The following is a 17,657-nucleotide window of genomic DNA, read 5'->3' on the forward strand; positions in this document are numbered from 1 at the left end:
GAAGGAGAATGGTCCATGTATAGCGAAAGCGAACTGGCAAGCGCCGTGGAGGCAGGGGCGCTCACCCCCGAAGCCGCTACGGCGTTTCGCAACCATGTCGCCGCCAGCCGAGCGACGCCCGCGGTGGATGAAGAGCATTTCCGCCTGCTCAGCGGATTCAACGACATCTTCGTGGCCATCGCCGCGGCACTGATCCTGGTCGCCGTGGCGAAGCTGGGCGGCAGCTTGGCGGAAGCGCTGATCGGCGGCGGCAGCGAGCCGCGCGTCATCGGTGCCAACCTGATCGGCGGCGGCGCGTTGGCGGCTGCGACGAGTTGGATGCTGGCCGAGTATTTCACCGCCCGCCGCCGCCTGGCGCTGCCCTCCATTCTGTTGCTGCTCGGCTTCGTGGCCGGTGCCGGTGCGACGATTGCCGGGCTGTTCGTCGTCAACATCCCGTGGCTGACGCAGGTGTTTCACATCACTACCGAAGCGCATCAGGAACGACTCGCCGGCGTGATCGCGGCCTCGGCCGCCAGCCTCACCGCGGCGGCGGCCTGGGTACACTGGCGCCGCTTCATGGTGCCGATCACCGTCGCCGCAGGCGCACTGGCCGTTGTCGGCGTCTCGGTCGGCCTGATGACCTCGCTCGTTCCCGCCGCGCGGGACTGGGTGAACGGCATCCTGCTGATCGGCGGTATCGGCATCTTCATCGCGGCGATGCGCTGGGACATGACCGATCTGGAGCGCCGCACCCGCCGCGCCGATGTTGCCTTCTGGCTCCATCTTGCTGCCGCGCCGCTAATCGCCCACCCCGTTTTCCACCTGCTGGGCGTGTTCGATGGCGAGATCGGGGCGCCGATGGCGACGTTGGTCTTCGCGCTCTACCTGTTCTTTGCCTTTGTCGCGCTCGCGGTAGACCGGCGAGCATTGCTGGTCTCCAGCCTCGCCTATGTGCTCTGGGCGATGTATTCGCTGTTCCACCAGAGTGGCGCCGTCGAACTGAGCGCGGCGTTCACCGGCCTGGTGATCGGATCGGCGTTGCTGTCGCTTTCCGCCTTCTGGCACACCATGCGGCGCGCAGCCGTGGGCGTACTGGGCGACTTTGCCCGGCGGCTGCCACCAACGCAGCAGGGCGCGCTGGCGTAGCCTCGGGCTGGGCGGGCATAGTATATGGCCGAAAACCGTCGTCCTCCCCGCGAAGGCGGGGACGACGATGGATTTCTGGACGAATCGAAACTCTATTCTTCCACCAGCTTCAGCAGTCGCCGCTCGACAGGTGCCAGCACGGGGCCAAGTTCCTGGCCACGCTTCAGCACGGCGCCGCCTTCGTTCACCAGCGCCCACATGCCTTGGCGATTGCGCAGGCTCGGACGCTTCTCGATCCGGTACTCGGGGCGCTCGGCAGCCCGCCGAAACGCCGCGAAAACCGCAAGATCCTTGTCGAACTGCATGGCATAATCGCGCCAGTGCCCCGCCGCGACCATCCGCCCATACAGGTCGAGAATGCGGTTGAGTTCGGTGCGTTCGAAGCCGACTTGCCCGGGGCGGCCGATGGGGAGCGGCGTGACGGTTCCCATCAGGCCCGGTCGCGCTGCCCGGCGCCTGCCTCACGCTCGGCGATCATCGCATCCAGGCGCTTGCGCAGCGTCTCGATCTCACAGCGCATCAGTTCCAGCTTCTGGCTCGCGGGATCGAACAATTCGCTACACGGGGTGCCATAGGGGACGAAATCCTTCTGCCAGGCGACCGCCTCCACCAGCGTCGGCTTGGCCGGGATGCCAACCATTACCGCGCCGGGCGCCACATCCTTCGTGACCACCGCATTGGCGCCGATCCGGGCGCGCTCGCCGACGACGATCGGCCCCAGCACCTGCGCGCCGGAACCGATAATCACGCCGTCGAGCAGCGTCGGGTGGCGCTTGCCGCCCACGCCATTGTCCGGGCTGGTGCCGCCCAACGTCACGCACTGATAGATAGTGACATTGTCGCCGATCGTCGCGGTTTCGCCGATCACGACGAAGCCATGGTCGATGAAGAAGTTGCGGCCGATCGTGGCGCCCGGATGAATGTCGATCGCGGTCATCCACCGCGACCAGTGATTGACGAGCCGGGCCAGGAAGAAGAACCGGCGGCGGAACAGCGCGTGCGCGATGCGGTGATAGCCCAGCGCCCACACGCCCGGGTATAGCAGAATCTCCAGCCGACTCCGTGGCGCGGGGTCACGCGCGAGGATCGAATCGAGATAGGCTTTCAGACGCTGCAGCATGGCCGGACCCCTTTAGCGGAAGGAAATAGGGGCGGTCCCGCGGGATTTCCAGCATGGGCATGGCCACAGGTTCTGCGCGCTAAACACCATCTATCTTGTGGGATTTGCGCGGACTTGCCATTGGAAGGTTAGCCGGTCGCTACAGGGGCACGCATGTTCGCAGGGATTACGCTGGCCGAGATGGTGCCCTATCTGGCCGTGGGCTTCGCCGCCCAGCTGGTGGATGGCGCGCTCGGCATGGCATTCGGAGTCATTTCCAGCACCTTGATGGTGAGCGTGCTGGGCATCCCGCCGGCCACCGCCTCCGCAGGCGTGCACCTGGTCGAGACGATGACCACCGGCGTGTCCGGGCTGAGCCATGCGCTCCACCGGAACGTCAACTGGCGGCTGTTCGCCCGGCTGCTGATCCCGGGAATCATCGGCGGCGTGCTGGGGGCCTATGTGCTGACGTCGCTCGATGCGGCGGTGACCCGGCCGTTCGTGATGGCCTATCTCGCCGCGATCGGCCTGTACCTGCTGTTGCGCGCCCTTCGGTTTCCGCCACGCCCCCGCGAACCCAAGATCGTCGAGCCGCTTGGGCTGCTGGGCGGCTTTCTGGATGCGGCGGGCGGCGGCGGATGGGGGCCGGTGGTGACCAGCAACCTGCTCGTACAGGGCGCGCAGCCGCGCACGACCATCGGCACGGTGAACACGGTCGAATTCTTCCTAACCCTCACCATTTCAGCGACCTTCCTGTTCCACATCGGCAGCGAAGGATTCACGCCTGCGTTCTGGCACCCCGTATCGGGGCTGCTGATCGGTGGCGTGGTGGCGGCGCCGTTCGGGGCGGTCTTTGCCAAGCGCGTGCCTACGCGGGTGCTGCTGTGCCTGGTCGGCATCGTGCTGACCGCGACCAGCGCGTTCAGCCTGTATCGGGCGCTGGCCTGACGCCTAGATGCCAGGCGGGCGGCCTGTCGCGACGGACACACCGCCATCGCAACGATCGCGGCACCGCAAAAAACAGTCTTTCTGCCGCTGCCTCGATCAATGGGGCGCGGCGGAAAAGATAGCGCGATGGGGCGCGACTTCGATGCCTCAGGAACGTTTCTCAGCGTAACAAATGCTTAGAAGCCGTGTTTGCGCCGCCTGAACATCCAGTGGTGTGACGCTTGATCCATGTCAAACTCGATTATTTCCTGGCGATTGAGTGACGCAGTCGATCATACCGAACGGGTCTTCCAATTTCTCATTGCCGCGCAGCGCACCTATATGCCGCATTGCAATAGCAACCCCGTTCTGGAGGAAACCATTCATGGCTCTCATCGGCAGCACCATTAAGCCGTTCACCGCGCAAGCCTATAAGCAGGGCAAGTTCGTCGAAGTCACCGAAGCCGACGTGAAGGGCAAGTGGGCCGTCTTCTTCTTCTATCCGGCGGATTTCACCTTCGTGTGCCCGACCGAGCTGGAAGACCTGGCCGATATCTATCCGACCCTGCAGAACATGGGCGTCGAAGTCTATTCGGTCTCGACCGACACGCACTTCAGCCACAAGGCTTGGCATGACACCTCGCCCGCGATCGGCAAGATCAACTACTACATGCTCGGCGACCAGAACCACATCATCTCGAACAACTTCGACGTTCTGCGCGAAGGCCAGGGCCTGGCCGACCGCGGCACTTTCGTGGTGGATCCCGACGGCGTGATTCAGATCATGGAGATCACTTCGGAAGGCGTTGGCCGCAACGCCCAGGAACTGCTCCGCAAGATCAAGGCCGCACAGTATGTCGCGGCGCATCCAGGCGAAGTCTGCCCCGCGAAGTGGGAAGAAGGCGCCGAAACGCTCGCGCCGTCGCTCGACCTGGTCGGCAAAATCTAAGCCCCTTTCCTCTCCTATAAGGGGAGGAAAGAAGGGGAAGTGTTACGGCGCCCCCCTGCCCCCCTCAACGGGCGCCACATGCGGCCCGGGGCGGAACCCCTCCGCCTCGGGCCGTTTTAGTGAGAACCACAGGAGTTTTCCCATGCTCGACGCCAATCTGACGCAACAGCTCAAGGGCTATCTCGTGAACATCCGCGAGCCGATCGAGCTCGTCGCCAGCCTGGGCGACGACGCGAAGTCGCGCGAGCTGGGCGATTTGCTGGCAGATATTGCCGCGCTCTCGGACAAGATCGATCTCGTCGCCGCCGATAACGCGCGCAAGCCCAGCTTCATGATCCGCCGCAAGGGCACGGATATCGGCGTGCGCTTCGCCGGTATCCCGATGGGGCATGAGTTCACCTCGCTGGTGCTCGCCCTGCTCCAGGTCGGCGGCCACCCGAGCAAGGCGGCACAGGATCTGATCGAACAGGTCCGCAACATCGACGGAGACTTCAGCTTCGAAACCTATTTCTCGCTGTCGTGCCAGAACTGCCCGGACGTGGTGCAGGCGCTGAACCTGATGGCGGTGCTCAACCCGCGCATCCGCCATACCGCGATCGACGGCGCGCTGTTCAAGGACGAGGTCGAGGCGCGCAAGGTGATGGCGGTGCCGACGGTGTACCTGAACGGCGAACCCTTTGCCTCTGGCCGGATGGAGCTGGAGCAGATCGTCGCGAAAATCGACAGCGGCGCCGAAACGCGCGCGGCCGAGAAGATCGCCAAGAAGGAGCCGTTCGAAGTCCTGATCGTCGGCGGCGGCCCCGCCGGTGCGGCTGCGGCGATCTATACCGCGCGCAAGGGCATCCGCGTGGGTATCGCGGCGGAGCGCTTCGGCGGACAGGTGCTAGACACGATGGGTATCGAGAACTTCATCTCGGTGTCCCATACCGAAGGTCCCAAACTGGTCGCGCAGCTGGAGCAGCATGTGAAGGAGTATGACGTCGACGTCATGAACCTGCAGCGTGCCGAGAAGCTGATCCCGGCGGCACGCGAGGGCGGGCTGCACGAGGTCATCCTCGCCAACGGCGCGAGCCTGAAGGCAAAGGCGGTCATTCTTTCCACCGGTGCACGCTGGCGGCAGATGAACGTGCCGGGCGAGGACGAGTATAAGAACAAGGGCGTGGCCTATTGCCCGCACTGCGACGGCCCGCTGTTCAAGGGCAAGCGCGTTGCGGTGATCGGCGGCGGCAATTCGGGTGTCGAGGCCGCGATCGACCTGGCCGGCATCGTCGCGCACGTGACGCTGATCGAGTTCGACAGCCAGCTCCGCGCCGATGCGGTGCTGCAGCGCAAGCTTGCCAGCCTGCCAAACGTGAAGGTACTCACCTCGGCGATGACCACGCGCGTCAACGGCGACGGCGAGAAGGTTTCGGGCCTGACCTACAAGGATCGCAACAGCGGCGCCGAGCACGATATCGAGCTGGAAGGCATTTTCGTCCAGATCGGGCTGGTGCCGAACACCGAATGGCTGAAGGACGCAGTGGCCCTCACCACGCGCGGCGAGATCGAAATCGACGCGCGCGGCGAAACCAGCCGGCCGGGCATTTTCGCGGCGGGCGACTGCACCACCGTGCCGTACAAGCAGATCGTGATCGCGATGGGCGCGGGTTCCACCGCAGCGCTCTCGGCGTTCGACTACATGATCCGCTTGCCCGAAGACGTGCTCCAGGCTGCTGCTGCCTGAGCCCTGCTCCCCTCCCGCTTGCGGGAGGGGAGCCTTCTGCTATTCGCTTCCTATATTCGAGGCAGCCACTATATATCCGGCCTACAATCGATAGAGGCGATCATTGGCGCAAACCTACCTGCCGACCCTGAAACAGCTGCAATATCTGGTCGCGCTGCATGACGCCGGCCATTTCGGGCGTGCTGCAGAGGCATGTTTCGTCACCCAGTCCACCCTTTCCGCCGGTATTCGCGAGCTGGAGACGCTGATCGGCGTGGTACTGGTCGAGCGGACCCGCCGGGTGGTGCGCTTTACGCCCCTAGGCGAGCGAATCGTGGAGAAGGCCCGCCGGGTCTTGCGTGAAGCTGACGAGCTGGGCGATCTCGCCCGCGCCGCCGGACGCCCCCTCTCGGGCGAAATGCGGATGAGCGTGATCCCCACCATCGCGCCGTTCCTGCTGCCCCGCATCCTGCCGCGGCTCCGCCAGCAATATCCCGACCTCAAGCTCTATCTGCGCGAGGAAACGAGCGGACAGGCTTGCGAGGCGCTGAGCCATGGCCGCACGGATTGCGTGCTGCTCGCGCTGCCCTTCTCCTGCGGCGATGTGGAGAGCGCACGGCTGTTCGACGACCGACTGTTCGTCGCGTTTCGGGAAGGCGAGATGACGCCGAGCCCATCGATCCACCCCGACGCGATCGACGAAACCAGGCTGCTGATGCTGGAAGACGGGCACTGCCTGAAGGACCATGCCCTTGCCGCCTGCAACCGGCCGGAGATGCGTGCGGAGGCGACGATGCTCGGCACGTCGCTCCACACCATGGTGCAGATGGTGGACAATGGCCTGGGCGTGACGATGCTGCCGGAGATGGCGGTGGACGCCGGCATCCTGGAGCATACCTCGGTCAAGGCACGGCCGCTCGACGCAGCCAATGCCTCGCGCCACATCGCCCTGGTCTGGCGCAAGGCCTCTCCCCGCGAACGCGACTTTCGATTGCTGGCGGACGTGCTGGCCGCAGCGCGGGCCTGAACGCTAAAGCGAGATGCTCTAGTTCCAGCTAGCGGCAGCGTCGTGGTCGCCCGTGCGGGGCTCCACCCAGCGCGTGCCGCCCGCCAGCCATTCGCGCTTCCAGAAGGGCGCGTCGGTCTTCAGTCGGTCGATCAGATAGGCGCAGGCTTCCAGCGCCTCGCGCCGATGCGCGGCGGCGGTACCGACGAACACGATGCGCTCCCCCGCCGTCATCCGCCCGACCCGGTGGACGATGGTGACGCCCAGCAGGTTCCAGCGGTCCACCGCCGCTTCCGCGAGCGCGCAGAGCGCCGCCTCCGTCATGCCCGGATAATGTTCGAGTTCCAGCGCCAAAACGCCGTCATCCGTTCGAACCACGCCGGTGAAAGTTGCAACGCCGCCTGCTCCGCGCTCTTCCAGTGCCGCCACTTCCATCGCCAGTTCGATGGGCGCGGGATCGACGGAGACGCGGATCATCCGCCGGTCACCGGCGGGAAAATCGCCACTTCACGGGCATCACCCAGCAGCGCGTCGAGGGGCACGAAGCGCTGGTCGATCGCGGCGCGCAGCTTGGCAGGCTCGGCCAGCGCCGCGGCATGCCCATCGCTGCGGCCGGCCAGCCAGTCGATCAGGTCCGCCACGTTGCGCACGGCGGCCGGCGGTTCGACCTGCTCCTCGCCGGTGCCCACCCGCTCACGCACCCAGGCGAAATAGAGCATGGTGATCGCCATCAGCTGTCCATATGGCTCAGGCCGACCCGCAGATAATCCCAGCCGGTAATCGCGGTCAGCGCCGCGGCACTCCACAGCGTTGCGAGCCCCACTGCCAAGACCCAGGGCCATTCCGGGAGCGCGCCGGACAGGATCAGCGCGCCCAGCGATACCAGTTGCAGCGCCGTCTTCCACTTCGCCAACCGCGAAACCGGCACGGACACCTGCAGCCCGCCGAGGAACTCGCGGAGCCCCGATACAGCGATCTCGCGCAGCAAAATCACCAAGGCGGCGATGACATGCCAGTCGGCGATCACGCCTTTCCCCACCAGGATAAGGATCACCGCCGCGACCATGATCTTGTCGGCGATCGGATCGAGGAAGATGCCCAGCTTGGACACCGTGCCCTGGGCGCGCGCCAGATAACCGTCGAAATAGTCGGTGATGCCCATCAGGCAATAGAGCGCGAAAGCGATCGCAAATCCCGGTGCCCAATGCGGCCACCACAGGAACCCCACCAGCAACGGCACGGCGAAGATCCGGGAGAGCGTCAGGATATTCGGCAACGTCAACATGCAAAAGTCCTAGCACCGCCGGTACGCGCGGGGGAGCGATAAAGCTCCCCGGCTCAGAACAATTCGTCCAGGCGAAGGTGGAAGTCGAGCCTCGCGCCATCGAGCGCGACGCCATAGGCGTCCAGCATCGCCTGCGCCGCGCCATCGCCGAACTCCTGCAGGCTGTTCCACAGGATCGCCAGATCCTGCCACGGATCGGCGACGCCCACCCGCCCCAGATCGATACAGCCGACCACCTCGCCCTCCACAACCAGCAAGTTGTCGAGCGAGATGTCGCCATGCGTTACCACCCGGTCGAAGGCCGGCGGCAGCGCCGCCATCATTGCGTCCCACACCTGTTCGGCCGACATGCCGATCCGGGCATCGTCGAAGTCGCTTTCGTCCACCAGGCCGGCGTCGATGCGATCGCGTGCTGCGGCAAGCCGCAGGCGGTGATCGGCGTTGAACGGGCAGCGATCGGCCGGCAACGCATGAAGGCGGCGGAGGAAACGGGCGAGCGAAGCTGCCAGCACCGGTGCAGCGGACGGATCGCGTTCGAGCAGCTGATATGCCGTGCGCCCCGGCAGCCGGCCGGTGAGCAGCCAGGCCGAATCCGATTCAAGCACGAAGCCATGCAGCGGCGCCACCGGCAGATAGGGCGCCAGCCAGCGCAGGCGCACCGCCTCATCGACCAGATCGGTCACGACTGGGCCGTGCGCCACCTTCAGGTAAAGATCGTCCGATCCGTCTTCCGTCAGGCGATAGACCGCACAGCCGGATTCGCCCACCCGATCCCGAAACCAGCGCCGCCCCGCCACCGCCAGGCTGGCCGGCACCTCGAGCGCGCTGGTCGCTTCTTCGCGTGCCATGTTCCCCTCTCGTTCCCAAGCCCGAGGATTAATCGATTGAAGCCGCGCCCGCCCCCCGGTATGCCGCCCCTTCACCGAGCGGAAGACCGCGTCAAGGGGAGCATATATCGAATGATCGGTGCGCTCGGGCTCATGAAGGAGCGCCGGTTCCTGCCCTTGTTCGTCACGCAGTTCCTGGGAGCGTTCAACGACAACCTCTTCAAGAACGCGATGATCTTTTTCGCGACCTACCAGATTTTCAACTCGGTGGAGCAGGAGACCCAGTTCAGCGCGATCGCGACCGGCATCTTCATCCTGCCCTTCTTCCTGTTCTCCGCGCTTGCCGGCCAACTGGCCGACACGCATGACAAGGCGCGGATCATGCGGATCATCAAGGCAGCGGAAGTGGCGATCATGCTGGTCGGCGCCACCGGAATCTTCCTCGCCAGCCTGCCGCTGATGCTGGTCGCCCTGATCGGCATGGGCGTGCACTCCACCTTTTTCGGCCCGATCAAATACGCGATCTTGCCGCAGCATCTGGCGGAGGACGACGTGCTGGGCGGCACCGGCATGATCGAGGCGGGCACCTATATCGCGATCCTGTTCGGGACGATCGCCGGCGGGCTGCTCAGCGCCCATGCTGCGGCCGTTGCGGTGATCGGAATTGCGCTGACGGGCTGGTTCGCATCGCTCAAGATCCCGCCCGCGCCGCCGCTCACGCACCTCGAGATCGACTTCAATATTTTTCGGGCATCCGCCCGGCTGATCTCCGCGACGATGCACATCCGCCGCCTGTTCCTGGCAATCGTATCGATCAGCGTCTTCTGGTCGATCGCGGCGGTGCTCGGCGTTCTGTTTCCCCCGCTCGTCAAGAACGTGTTTCACGCGCAGAAGGACGTGGCGAGCGTGTTCCTGGGCATCTTCTCGATCGGCATCGCGATCGGCTCGGTCATCATCAACAAGCTGCTGAAGGGCAATGTCTCCGCGCGATACTGCGTGCCTTCGGTGCTGGCGATGGCGGCGTTCGTCATCGATTTCCACTTCGCCGCCCGCTATTGGCCGGTGCATGACGGCCCGCTTCTGAAGACCCTGGACTTCGTGCGGATGCCGGCAGCCTGGCACGTACTCGGCGATCTCGCGATGATCGCCGTCACCGGCGGCATGTTCGTGGTACCGCTCTACGCCTTCCTCACCACCACGGTCGAAAAGTCGCAGACCGCGCGCACGGTGGCGGCGAACAATGTTGTGAATTCAGGGGCGATGGTGCTCGGATCGGTCGGCATTTTCGCGTTCACCCGCATTCCGGGCGTGCGCGTGGAGGATTCGCTGTGGGTAGTGGTAGCGCTGGCGCTGGCCTCGGCGGCCTGCGCCCGGCTGCTCTACAAGGAAGGCGACGTGCCGCGCCGCGGCGATTGCCGGAACGGCTAAACCTTCGCCCGCGAGGCGATCCTGCGCAGGGCTGCCCCAGCCGGTGGTGCTGGCCGATCCTTACAGCAGGAACGTATAGAAACAGGTGAAGAAGGCGGCGAAGCTGAGCAGGAACAGCCGCACATCGCCATCGTCCTTCGCCTTGCGGTGGCGCGACATCGTCGCCCGCACATGGCTGCGAAAGGCATGACGCTGGGCGTCGCGTATGGTCAGGGTACGCTGCATGCCCAAAGTTAACGCGCCGTTTAGGATTTCGGCCAGCGGCAATGATGGTTAACGCCGTCTTGTTACGGGACCGGGCCGATTTTGGGCGCGCTGCGGAGATCCGGCGCAAGTGCCGCGTGTGCTACGCGAGGATCCGGCGGCGACCCGCCGCTATGCCTTGGGCGCCGGTCCCGTGGTCGCGCGAATCTTGAGTTCGTGGTCCAGCGTCAACTGCGGCGCAAGCGCCTGGCCGGAAAGCATCAGGTCCACCGCCGCATAGGCAAGCTGGCGCACCGGCTGGCGGATCGTCGTCAAGGGCGGCCATACCGCGCGGGCAAGATCGCTGTCGTCGAACCCGGCGATCGAAAGCGCGTCGGGCACGCCGAGATCGGCTTCGTGCGCCGCGGCAAGCGCGCCGGCCGCCATATCGTCATTGCCAGCGAAGATCGCCGTCGGTCGCGGATTGCGCGCCAGCAGCGCCCGCGCGGCGGCGCCACCGGAAGCGAAGCTGTAATCGCCGGCAATCACCAGCGCAGGGTCGAACAGGATGCCATGTGCTTCCAGTTCCTGACGATAGCCGGCCATGCGATCCTTGGACGAGACATGGCTTTCCGGCCCGGAGACAAAGGCGATCGCGCAGTGCCCGAGATCGATCAGGTGGCGGGTAATTTCGCGCGCGGCGGCCACGTCGTCCATGGTCGTCGACAGTCCATGGCCTTTGCGCAGCCCCGGCGCGATGCGGACATAGGGCAGCTTCCGCTTGTCCAGCGCATCGATCAGATCCGGCATTTCGGTAAGCGGCGGCGACAGGATCAGGCCGTCGAGATGGGCCTCGTCGACCAGCGCGAGCACATCCTTCGCCAGATGTCGTGCGGTGCTGTCCACGGGCTGCATCAGCAGGCGATATCCCAGTTCGCCGCAGCGCTCCATCGCGCCCGCCTGGATGTGGAAGACGTAATAGGGACTGGGGTTATCGTAGAGTAGCGCAACCTGAAACGAGCGCCTGCCCGCGAGGATGCGCGCGGCATGGCTGGGGCGGAAGTTGAGCTGTGCAACGACTTCCTCCACCCGGCGCCGGGTTTCGTCGCTGACATGCTTTTCATTGTTGAGGACGCGGGAAACCGTCTTGAACGAAACGCCTGCGATCTTCGAGACTTCCTTGATCGTCGGGCGTGTGGTCATCGGGCTCCCCACTGCATTGCATCGTTCCGCTACTGTATCATGTGCGTTGCCGGCTTGTAGCGCGCCTGCCCCTGCAATGCACTGACTTTGGTAAGCGGCTTCCACCACTGATCGCTATGTTCACCCACTTCGGAGCCGGAGCTACCGCTTCCGTCCCTGATGCCGGATGTTGGAAGGCCGCCCACGTCGATGCAGCACGCGCTTGGGCGCCCCCTTGCCGGGTCGGCCCGTACGGGGAGCGCCGCCGCCGGCGCCCTTCCCCTCCGGCAGTTCGAAGCGCAGCGCGCCCGAAACGGGGTTCGCCTCCACCAGCCGCAGTTCCAACCGCTGCCCCAAGGCGAACGCGTCGCCGCTATGCTCGCCCACCAGCCGCTTGGCGGCTTCGTCGAAGTGGAAATACTCGCTACCCAGATCGCGCACGGAGACCAGCCCGTCGCCGCCCACACCCTCGACCGTGGCGAAAAAGCCGAAGTTCTGCACACCGGTGATCCGCGCTTCCAGCACCTCGCCGACATGGGTGGCCAGATAGGCGGCGACATAGCGGTCGATCGTCTCGCGCTCTGCCTCCATGGCGCGGCGCTCGAGCTTGCTGATCGTCTCGCCAATGCGATCCATTGATGCGGAATCCTCAGCGGTCAGCCCGCCCGGTCCCAATCGGTACGCCTCCACCAGCGCCCGATGGACGATCAGGTCCGAATAGCGCCGGATAGGCGAGGTGAAATGCGCGTAGGAGCCAAGCGCCAGGCCGAAATGGCCGACATTCTCCGGCCCGTAATAGGCCTGGGTCTGCGTGCGCAGCACCTGTTCCATCACCTGCGGGCGGAAATCCACCTCGCCCAACCGATCGAGGATGCGGTTGAACGTCGCCGGGCGGATCACCTGCCCCAGCGCGAATTCGATGTCGAAGGTCTTGAGATATTCCTTCAGCGCAGTCAGCTTCTCGCGCGCGGGCGGCTCGTGGATGCGGTACATCACCGGCATCTTCTTCGCTTCCAGCGCCTTGGCGGCGGCCACGTTGGCGGCGATCATATATTCTTCGATCAGCTTGTGCGCATCGAGCCGCTCGCGCGGAGCGACGGACAGGATCCGCCCCTTCTCGTCCAGCACGATCCGCCGCTCCGGCAGATCCAGATCGAGCGGCTCGCGCTCGTTCCGCGCGGCGGCGAGCGCGCGCCAGCAATCCCAGAGCGGACGCAAGGCGGTTTCGGTAAGCGCGTTCTCCAACGTACCGTCGATCGCCGCCTGCGCATCCTCATAGGCGATGTTCGCCGCGAGCCGCACGACCGCCCGGGTGAACCGCCAGCCCTTCAACGCACCGGCCTTCGTTACTTGCAGGTGACAGGCCAACGCAGCGCGATCGACGCCTTCCTTCAGCGAACACACGTCCGCAGAAAGCACCTCGGGAAGCATCGGCACCACGCGATCGGGGAAGTATACCGAATTGCCGCGCTTGCGCGCCTCGCGGTCCAACTCGGACCCGGGCCGGACGTAGAAAGACACGTCGGCAATCGCGACGATCGCCTTCCAGCCGCCCTCATTGGCGGGATCGTCGTCCGGGGTCGCCCAGACGGCATCGTCGTGGTCGCGCGCATCGGCGGGGTCGATCGCCACGATCGGCAGGTGGCGCAGATCCTCCCGCCCGTCGCCCAGTGGCTGCTGCGCTACGCGCTCCGCCTCCTCCAACAGCTCTTCCGAGAAGATGTTGGGGATGCCGTGCCGGTGGATCGCAATTAGCGAGAAGCTGCGCGGGGCGAACGGATCACCCAGGCGCTCGACCACCTTGGCCGTGATCCGTGGCGGCCGGCCGGTCTTCTCGGCAAGCACGAGATCCCCCTGCTCGGCACCGCCCGCGTCGGAAACGGGATAGTCCCGCCGTTCCTTCTTCTCGACGCCCTGCAGCCACATCCGGCCGCCCTCTTCGTGGAGCACGCCGAGCATCAGTTCCTCGCCGCGCGCGAGCTTCTTCATCGGATGCGCGATCCAGCCATTCCCGGCCTCTTCGGTGCGGGCAAGGATGCGATCGCCGACACCAAGCGCCGATCGCTTGCCGCGGGCCTCGCGCACGCGCAGGCGGGGCGCGGGCACATGTTCCGCTTCCCAGCGCTCGGGCACCGCCCATACCGTGTCCCCATCGGCATCGGTGACGCGCAGCACAGTCACCTTGGGCAGCCCACCCATTTTGTGGAAGGCACGGCCGGGAGCGACGTCGATCAGCCCCTCGTCGGTCATATCCTTCAGGAGCGCCTTGAGCAGGATCTTGTCCTGCGCGCTCAGCCCGAACGCCCGCGCGATCTCGCGCTTGCCGGCAGGCGTGTCGGACGATGCGATGAAATCGAGAATTTGCTGCCGCGTCGGCAGCCCTGCTCTTGTTCTGTTCTTAGCCATTGACCCCGAACATAGGCATTCGGGAACCACAAACCAATCGCTATCCCGCGGCCACCGCGCGTTCGAAGGCGGCAGCATTCTCCACGGTCGGCTCCAGCGCGAACGCTGGCACCTGCGCGCAGGCGCGGGCCAGCGCCGTGCGGTCGAGTTCCCACCAGCGGGTGCGCTCCAGCGCGTCGATCACCTCGGGCGCGAACCGATATCGGATCAGCTTGGCGGGATTGCCGGCGACGATCGCATAGGGCGCCACATCGCGCGTCACCACGGCGCCCGCGCCGATCACCGCGCCGCGGCCGATCCGCTTGCAACCGGGTGTGATGATCGCATGATGGCCGATCCACACATCGTCCTCGACGATCGTCGGCTGGGCGACAACGCGGTCGCGATCGATCACGCCGCGCGCCTTCAGGTAGAAGATCGGGTGGGTCGACAGCGCCTGCATCGGGTGGTTGGCGGAAATGATCAGTGCCGATCCCGCGAACGAGCAATAGCGGCCGATCTGCGTGCCCGGCGGAATCCGCCAGCGATCGAACGCGCCGTAGCTATATTCGCCGATCTCGATTCGGTAGAGCTTGCGGAAGCGGCTGCGGAGCAGCGCGCTTTCCTCATGGTTCCGCACCAGCTTCAGCAGTACCCGGTCGATCGTGCTTTGTATGCCCATCCTGTCCTCCCATACCCGAAGGCGGCGCCGGCTCACCGGCGATAATTGAAGCTCACGCTAATCCGCTTGTCCTTGCCCGAACCGGGCGGCACCTCGTGCCGAAGCCAGCTTTCCCACAATAGGACCGTGCCAACCTCCGGCGTCACTTCGATGAAGGGCTGCAGCGCTTCCGGCGCGTCCGGCCGCCGCGTCGGCGCCGCCATCATCATGGCAAGCCGCGGATCCTCCAGCTTCAACCCGCGCGATCCCGGCGGCAGCGCGATATAGACGGTGCCGGAGACGACGCTGTGCGGATGAATATGCGCGCCATGCCCGCCCTTGCCGTCGAGCACGTTCACCCAAAGACTGTCCAGCTTGAGCTTCCGCCCGCCCAGATCGAAGGCACAGGCTTCCGCGAACCTGGCGACATGCCGGTCGAGCAGCCGCTTCAGATCGGCAAAGGCGGGATCCCGGATCGGCAGATCGTCGAGCGAAGCATAGCTGGTATAGCCGCGATAGTGATTGTCACGGCACCAGCGGCGCCCGGCGACATCGTCCTCCGCCAATTGCAGACACGAAGCCTCGAGATCGGCGATCAGGGCATCATCGCCCAGCGGCTGCTGGTAGAGCAGGGTTGAAAAGAGCGTGCGCACGGCGGCGCTATCGCGGGATTCAGGCTGCGGGGCAATAACCGCGCACTCGCTTTACGCGCGAAGCGCGGCGATGCGGTGTGCGGCGGCAACCGCCCCGTCTTCACCCGCAATTTGCAGGGCCGCCCGCGATGCAGCCTCGCGCGCGATAGGCGTCGATAACAGGCGCGTGATATCCTCCACAACCTGGCCAGATCGAAACCGCTCGCGCAAAAGGGTGCGGCCGATGCCGGCCCGCTGCAGGCGCGCTGCATTGTCGAACTGGTCGCCGAAATGCGGCACCACGATCTGGGGGCAGCCGGCCCGCAGCGCCTGCCCCGTCGTGCCGATGCCGCCATGATGTATGACGACCGCTGCATGAGGAAACACCGCCGAATGCGGAGCATAGTCGAGGAAGAGGCAGTCGCCCTCGCGCCGCGGCGCTCCCGGCTGCCCCGTCAGCAGAACAGCGCGCCTGCCCAATTGCCGGGCGGCCATCATGGCCTCATCGTAAAATCGCCCCGCCGACACGACGGCGAAGGAGCCTAGCGTGAATACCAGCGGCGGCTCGCCATCCTGCAAGAACGCGTCCAGTTCGGGCGCCAACGGCTCTTCCGCGCCGCTTTCGCTGTCGAAGAACGGAAAGCCGACAAGATCCGCGTTTAGCGGGGCATCAGGGGGCAGCGCGCCAAGCGCCGCAGACCAGCAGCACAGCACCGTCTGCGTGGCACGGCCACGCTCCATCAAGGGTGCCCCGCGCGCCCGGCCAAGCCCGTGCTGCGCACGCACGGAGTCGATCTTCGGGCCGTAGCGCCGGCGTAAAGCCTTGCGGGCCAGCGCATAGAAAGCTCGGTTCCAGCTGCGCCCGAGTACGCTGCGAGGATGGTGGCGCATTCCTTCGAACCGGGGCGCGTGCGGCGGATTCCAGGTGGAGAATAGCGTCATCGGCTGCAGCACCATGGTCGCCAGAGGCAGGCCGCGCTTCTCCGCAACGATATCGGCCGCCAAGGCGAAGATCGAACTGGCGATCACGTCCGCCTGCGCCGAAACCCTGTCCAGCACGGCAGTGCTTGCCACCAGCGACGGCAGCAGGATTTCGTCGACCACGAAACCCGGATCGGAAAAGGCCCGCATCGCGACCTGCTCGGGCTGCAACCCGAGACGATCGCAGACCGCGGCGTAACTCGGCAGGACCGCCACCGCCTCCAGCCCGGCTGCGCGAACCTTGGCCAGTCCGTCCTCGGGTATCGCCAACAGCACCTGATGTCCCTGCGCCTGGAGGGCGCGTCCGATGGCGATGAAAGGATGAAGATCGCCGAGAGAACCGATGGTCGCCAAGACAATCCGCATTGCGTACCCCCAGAACCGCAGCGCCGGATAGCACGGCCACTTGCTGCACCCAACGACCCGCTCGCGATTTGGGCCAGCCGCACCCCCCGCCTATGAGGGAGGTGTAACTTTCAGGGAAGTCGTCGGGTGCAAACCGAACTCACCTACCCATTTACAGTCCCGTTCAATGAAGCGATGCTGCTCTTCCTGAAGCGGGAGCGCATCTATCTCGCCTTCCACAATCAGATCGAAGGCGTGATCCAGGGCGGGCAGCCGATCACGTTCAGACACCCGGTATATGTTGAACCCGAATCCTCCATGCCGCGCGGCGGCTTCTGGAATGCGGGCGCCTTTTCCTACTGCCAATCAACGAGCTATATCGATCAGGACACGGAAGCCGGCCGTTACACGAGTGTTGCGGCAGAGGTTCAGGTTACCGGCTACGAGCATCCGACCGACCACATCAGCACGCATGTTTTCACGCATCAGCGCTATTATACGGATGCGATCGCCCGCGTGCACGGCTGCGGGCCCGAAGCAGCCGACTTTGAACGTAGCCGGGGCCCGGTGCGGATCGGCAACGACGTCTGGATCGGCCAGCGCGCGACAATCCGCCGCGGCGTGACGATCGGCGACGGTGCGATCATCGCGGCAGGCTCGGTGGTCGTGCACGACGTTCCGCCGTTCGCCATTGTCGGCGGCGTTCCGGCACGGGTGTTGCGCTATCGCTTGCCCGACGCGATCATCGATCGCGCCCTGCGGGTTCGTTGGTGGGACTATCACGTCGCCGATTTTGCCGGCCTCGATCCCGCCGATCCGGAGCGCTTCTTGGACGGATTGGAGGAGCAGATCGCACTGGGCCTGGAGCGCTACGCCCCCACCCGATATCATCTGCCGCTGATCTTTTCCGCTCTGGCTGCCTGAACGAGAGCACCAG

Annotated in this window: 19 protein-coding genes; 7 read left to right on the forward strand and 12 right to left on the reverse strand. The window is 65.4% G+C overall.

The features are described from left to right. Positions 1 to 15: 15 nt before the first annotated feature. On the forward strand, positions 16 to 1,128 hold the full coding sequence (locus ACNFJ7_RS08240) for a hypothetical protein (protein WP_019371170.1): 1,113 nt from the start codon (positions 16 to 18) through the stop codon (positions 1,126 to 1,128). Positions 1,129 to 1,220: 92 nt separating this feature from the next. Here ACNFJ7_RS08240 and ACNFJ7_RS08245 read toward each other — a convergent pair whose 3' ends face one another. Both ACNFJ7_RS08245 and epsC read right to left on the reverse strand, forming a co-directional pair. Next, a complete protein-coding gene (locus ACNFJ7_RS08245; RefSeq protein ID WP_019371169.1) occupies positions 1,221 to 1,559 on the reverse strand; it encodes a DUF2794 domain-containing protein in 339 nt (112 codons plus the stop codon). Continuing rightward, positions 1,559 to 2,248 carry a serine O-acetyltransferase EpsC gene (gene epsC / locus ACNFJ7_RS08250; RefSeq protein ID WP_019371168.1) on the reverse strand — a complete coding sequence of 230 codons (690 nt, stop codon included), beginning with the start codon at positions 2,246 to 2,248 and terminating at the stop codon, positions 1,559 to 1,561. The genes ACNFJ7_RS08245 and epsC overlap by 1 nt, the downstream gene beginning before the upstream one ends. A 153-nt stretch (positions 2,249 to 2,401) precedes the next feature. Here epsC and ACNFJ7_RS08255 point away from each other — a divergent pair, with 153 nt between their 5' ends. The 4 genes from ACNFJ7_RS08255 to ACNFJ7_RS08270 all read left to right on the forward strand — a co-directional run bounded on the left by ACNFJ7_RS08255 (position 2,402) and on the right by ACNFJ7_RS08270 (position 6,832). After that, positions 2,402 to 3,175 carry a sulfite exporter TauE/SafE family protein gene (locus ACNFJ7_RS08255; protein ID WP_019371167.1) on the forward strand — a complete coding sequence of 258 codons (774 nt, stop codon included), beginning with the start codon at positions 2,402 to 2,404 and terminating at the stop codon, positions 3,173 to 3,175. Positions 3,176 to 3,539: 364 nt separating this feature from the next. Then, positions 3,540 to 4,103, forward strand: a complete 564-nt coding sequence (gene ahpC / locus ACNFJ7_RS08260) for an alkyl hydroperoxide reductase subunit C (RefSeq protein WP_019371166.1) — start codon at positions 3,540 to 3,542, stop codon at positions 4,101 to 4,103. Between the two features lie 142 nt (positions 4,104 to 4,245). Then, on the forward strand, positions 4,246 to 5,826 hold the full coding sequence (gene ahpF, locus ACNFJ7_RS08265; RefSeq protein ID WP_019371165.1) for an alkyl hydroperoxide reductase subunit F: 1,581 nt from the start codon (positions 4,246 to 4,248) through the stop codon (positions 5,824 to 5,826). Positions 5,827 to 5,929: 103 nt separating this feature from the next. Further along, positions 5,930 to 6,832 carry a hydrogen peroxide-inducible genes activator gene (locus ACNFJ7_RS08270; RefSeq protein WP_019371164.1) on the forward strand — a complete coding sequence of 301 codons (903 nt, stop codon included), beginning with the start codon at positions 5,930 to 5,932 and terminating at the stop codon, positions 6,830 to 6,832. 18 nt (positions 6,833 to 6,850) lie between these two features. On the opposite strand, the gene ACNFJ7_RS08275 is transcribed toward ACNFJ7_RS08270, so the two are convergent. The 4 genes from ACNFJ7_RS08275 to ACNFJ7_RS08290 are packed head-to-tail and all read right to left on the reverse strand — an operon-like array spanning position 6,851 to position 8,944. Further along, positions 6,851 to 7,288 carry a molybdenum cofactor biosynthesis protein MoaE gene (locus ACNFJ7_RS08275; protein ID WP_019371163.1) on the reverse strand — a complete coding sequence of 146 codons (438 nt, stop codon included), beginning with the start codon at positions 7,286 to 7,288 and terminating at the stop codon, positions 6,851 to 6,853. Continuing rightward, on the reverse strand, positions 7,285 to 7,542 hold the full coding sequence (moaD, locus tag ACNFJ7_RS08280) for a molybdopterin converting factor subunit 1 (protein WP_019371162.1): 258 nt from the start codon (positions 7,540 to 7,542) through the stop codon (positions 7,285 to 7,287). The genes ACNFJ7_RS08275 and moaD overlap by 4 nt, the downstream gene beginning before the upstream one ends. After that, a complete protein-coding gene (pgsA, locus tag ACNFJ7_RS08285; RefSeq protein WP_019371161.1) occupies positions 7,542 to 8,096 on the reverse strand; it encodes a CDP-diacylglycerol--glycerol-3-phosphate 3-phosphatidyltransferase in 555 nt (184 codons plus the stop codon). Before pgsA ends, moaD begins: the two co-directional genes overlap by 1 nt. A gap of 53 nt (positions 8,097 to 8,149) precedes the next feature. Then, positions 8,150 to 8,944, reverse strand: a complete 795-nt coding sequence (locus tag ACNFJ7_RS08290; protein ID WP_019371160.1) for an APH(3') family aminoglycoside O-phosphotransferase — start codon at positions 8,942 to 8,944, stop codon at positions 8,150 to 8,152. 111 nt (positions 8,945 to 9,055) lie between these two features. On the opposite strand from ACNFJ7_RS08290, the gene ACNFJ7_RS08295 reads away from it, so the two are divergent. Next, a complete protein-coding gene (locus ACNFJ7_RS08295) occupies positions 9,056 to 10,351 on the forward strand; it encodes an MFS transporter (protein ID WP_019371159.1) in 1,296 nt (431 codons plus the stop codon). A 60-nt stretch (positions 10,352 to 10,411) separates the two neighbouring features. On the opposite strand, the gene ACNFJ7_RS08300 is transcribed toward ACNFJ7_RS08295, so the two are convergent. The 6 genes from ACNFJ7_RS08300 to ACNFJ7_RS08325 all read right to left on the reverse strand — a co-directional run bounded on the left by ACNFJ7_RS08300 (position 10,412) and on the right by ACNFJ7_RS08325 (position 16,729). Then, positions 10,412 to 10,576, reverse strand: a complete 165-nt coding sequence (locus tag ACNFJ7_RS08300) for a hypothetical protein (RefSeq protein WP_019371158.1) — start codon at positions 10,574 to 10,576, stop codon at positions 10,412 to 10,414. Positions 10,577 to 10,726: 150 nt separating this feature from the next. Next, the gene (locus tag ACNFJ7_RS08305; protein WP_019371157.1) at positions 10,727 to 11,737 is read right to left on the reverse strand and encodes a LacI family DNA-binding transcriptional regulator; all 1,011 of its coding nucleotides are present in this window, start codon (positions 11,735 to 11,737) and stop codon (positions 10,727 to 10,729) included. A gap of 141 nt (positions 11,738 to 11,878) precedes the next feature. Continuing rightward, positions 11,879 to 14,122 carry a ribonuclease R gene (gene rnr / locus ACNFJ7_RS08310; RefSeq protein ID WP_019371156.1) on the reverse strand — a complete coding sequence of 748 codons (2,244 nt, stop codon included), beginning with the start codon at positions 14,120 to 14,122 and terminating at the stop codon, positions 11,879 to 11,881. Positions 14,123 to 14,162: 40 nt separating this feature from the next. Then, positions 14,163 to 14,783 carry a CatB-related O-acetyltransferase gene (locus tag ACNFJ7_RS08315; RefSeq protein ID WP_019371155.1) on the reverse strand — a complete coding sequence of 207 codons (621 nt, stop codon included), beginning with the start codon at positions 14,781 to 14,783 and terminating at the stop codon, positions 14,163 to 14,165. A gap of 32 nt (positions 14,784 to 14,815) precedes the next feature. Continuing rightward, positions 14,816 to 15,415, reverse strand: coding sequence for a TIGR02466 family protein (locus ACNFJ7_RS08320; protein ID WP_019371154.1), 600 nt, complete (start codon positions 15,413 to 15,415; stop codon positions 14,816 to 14,818). Positions 15,416 to 15,466: 51 nt separating this feature from the next. Continuing rightward, a complete protein-coding gene (locus ACNFJ7_RS08325) occupies positions 15,467 to 16,729 on the reverse strand; it encodes a glycosyltransferase (RefSeq protein ID WP_236704550.1) in 1,263 nt (420 codons plus the stop codon). A gap of 138 nt (positions 16,730 to 16,867) precedes the next feature. On the opposite strand from ACNFJ7_RS08325, the gene ACNFJ7_RS08330 reads away from it, so the two are divergent. Beyond that, on the forward strand, positions 16,868 to 17,644 hold the full coding sequence (locus ACNFJ7_RS08330; protein ID WP_272942601.1) for a CatB-related O-acetyltransferase: 777 nt from the start codon (positions 16,868 to 16,870) through the stop codon (positions 17,642 to 17,644). The last annotated feature ends 13 nt before the right edge of the window (positions 17,645 to 17,657 follow it).

It is taken from the genome of Sphingomonas sp. HT-1 (genome assembly GCF_048568905.1).
In the GTDB taxonomy this organism is placed as follows: Bacteria; Pseudomonadota; Alphaproteobacteria; order Sphingomonadales; family Sphingomonadaceae; genus Sphingomonas.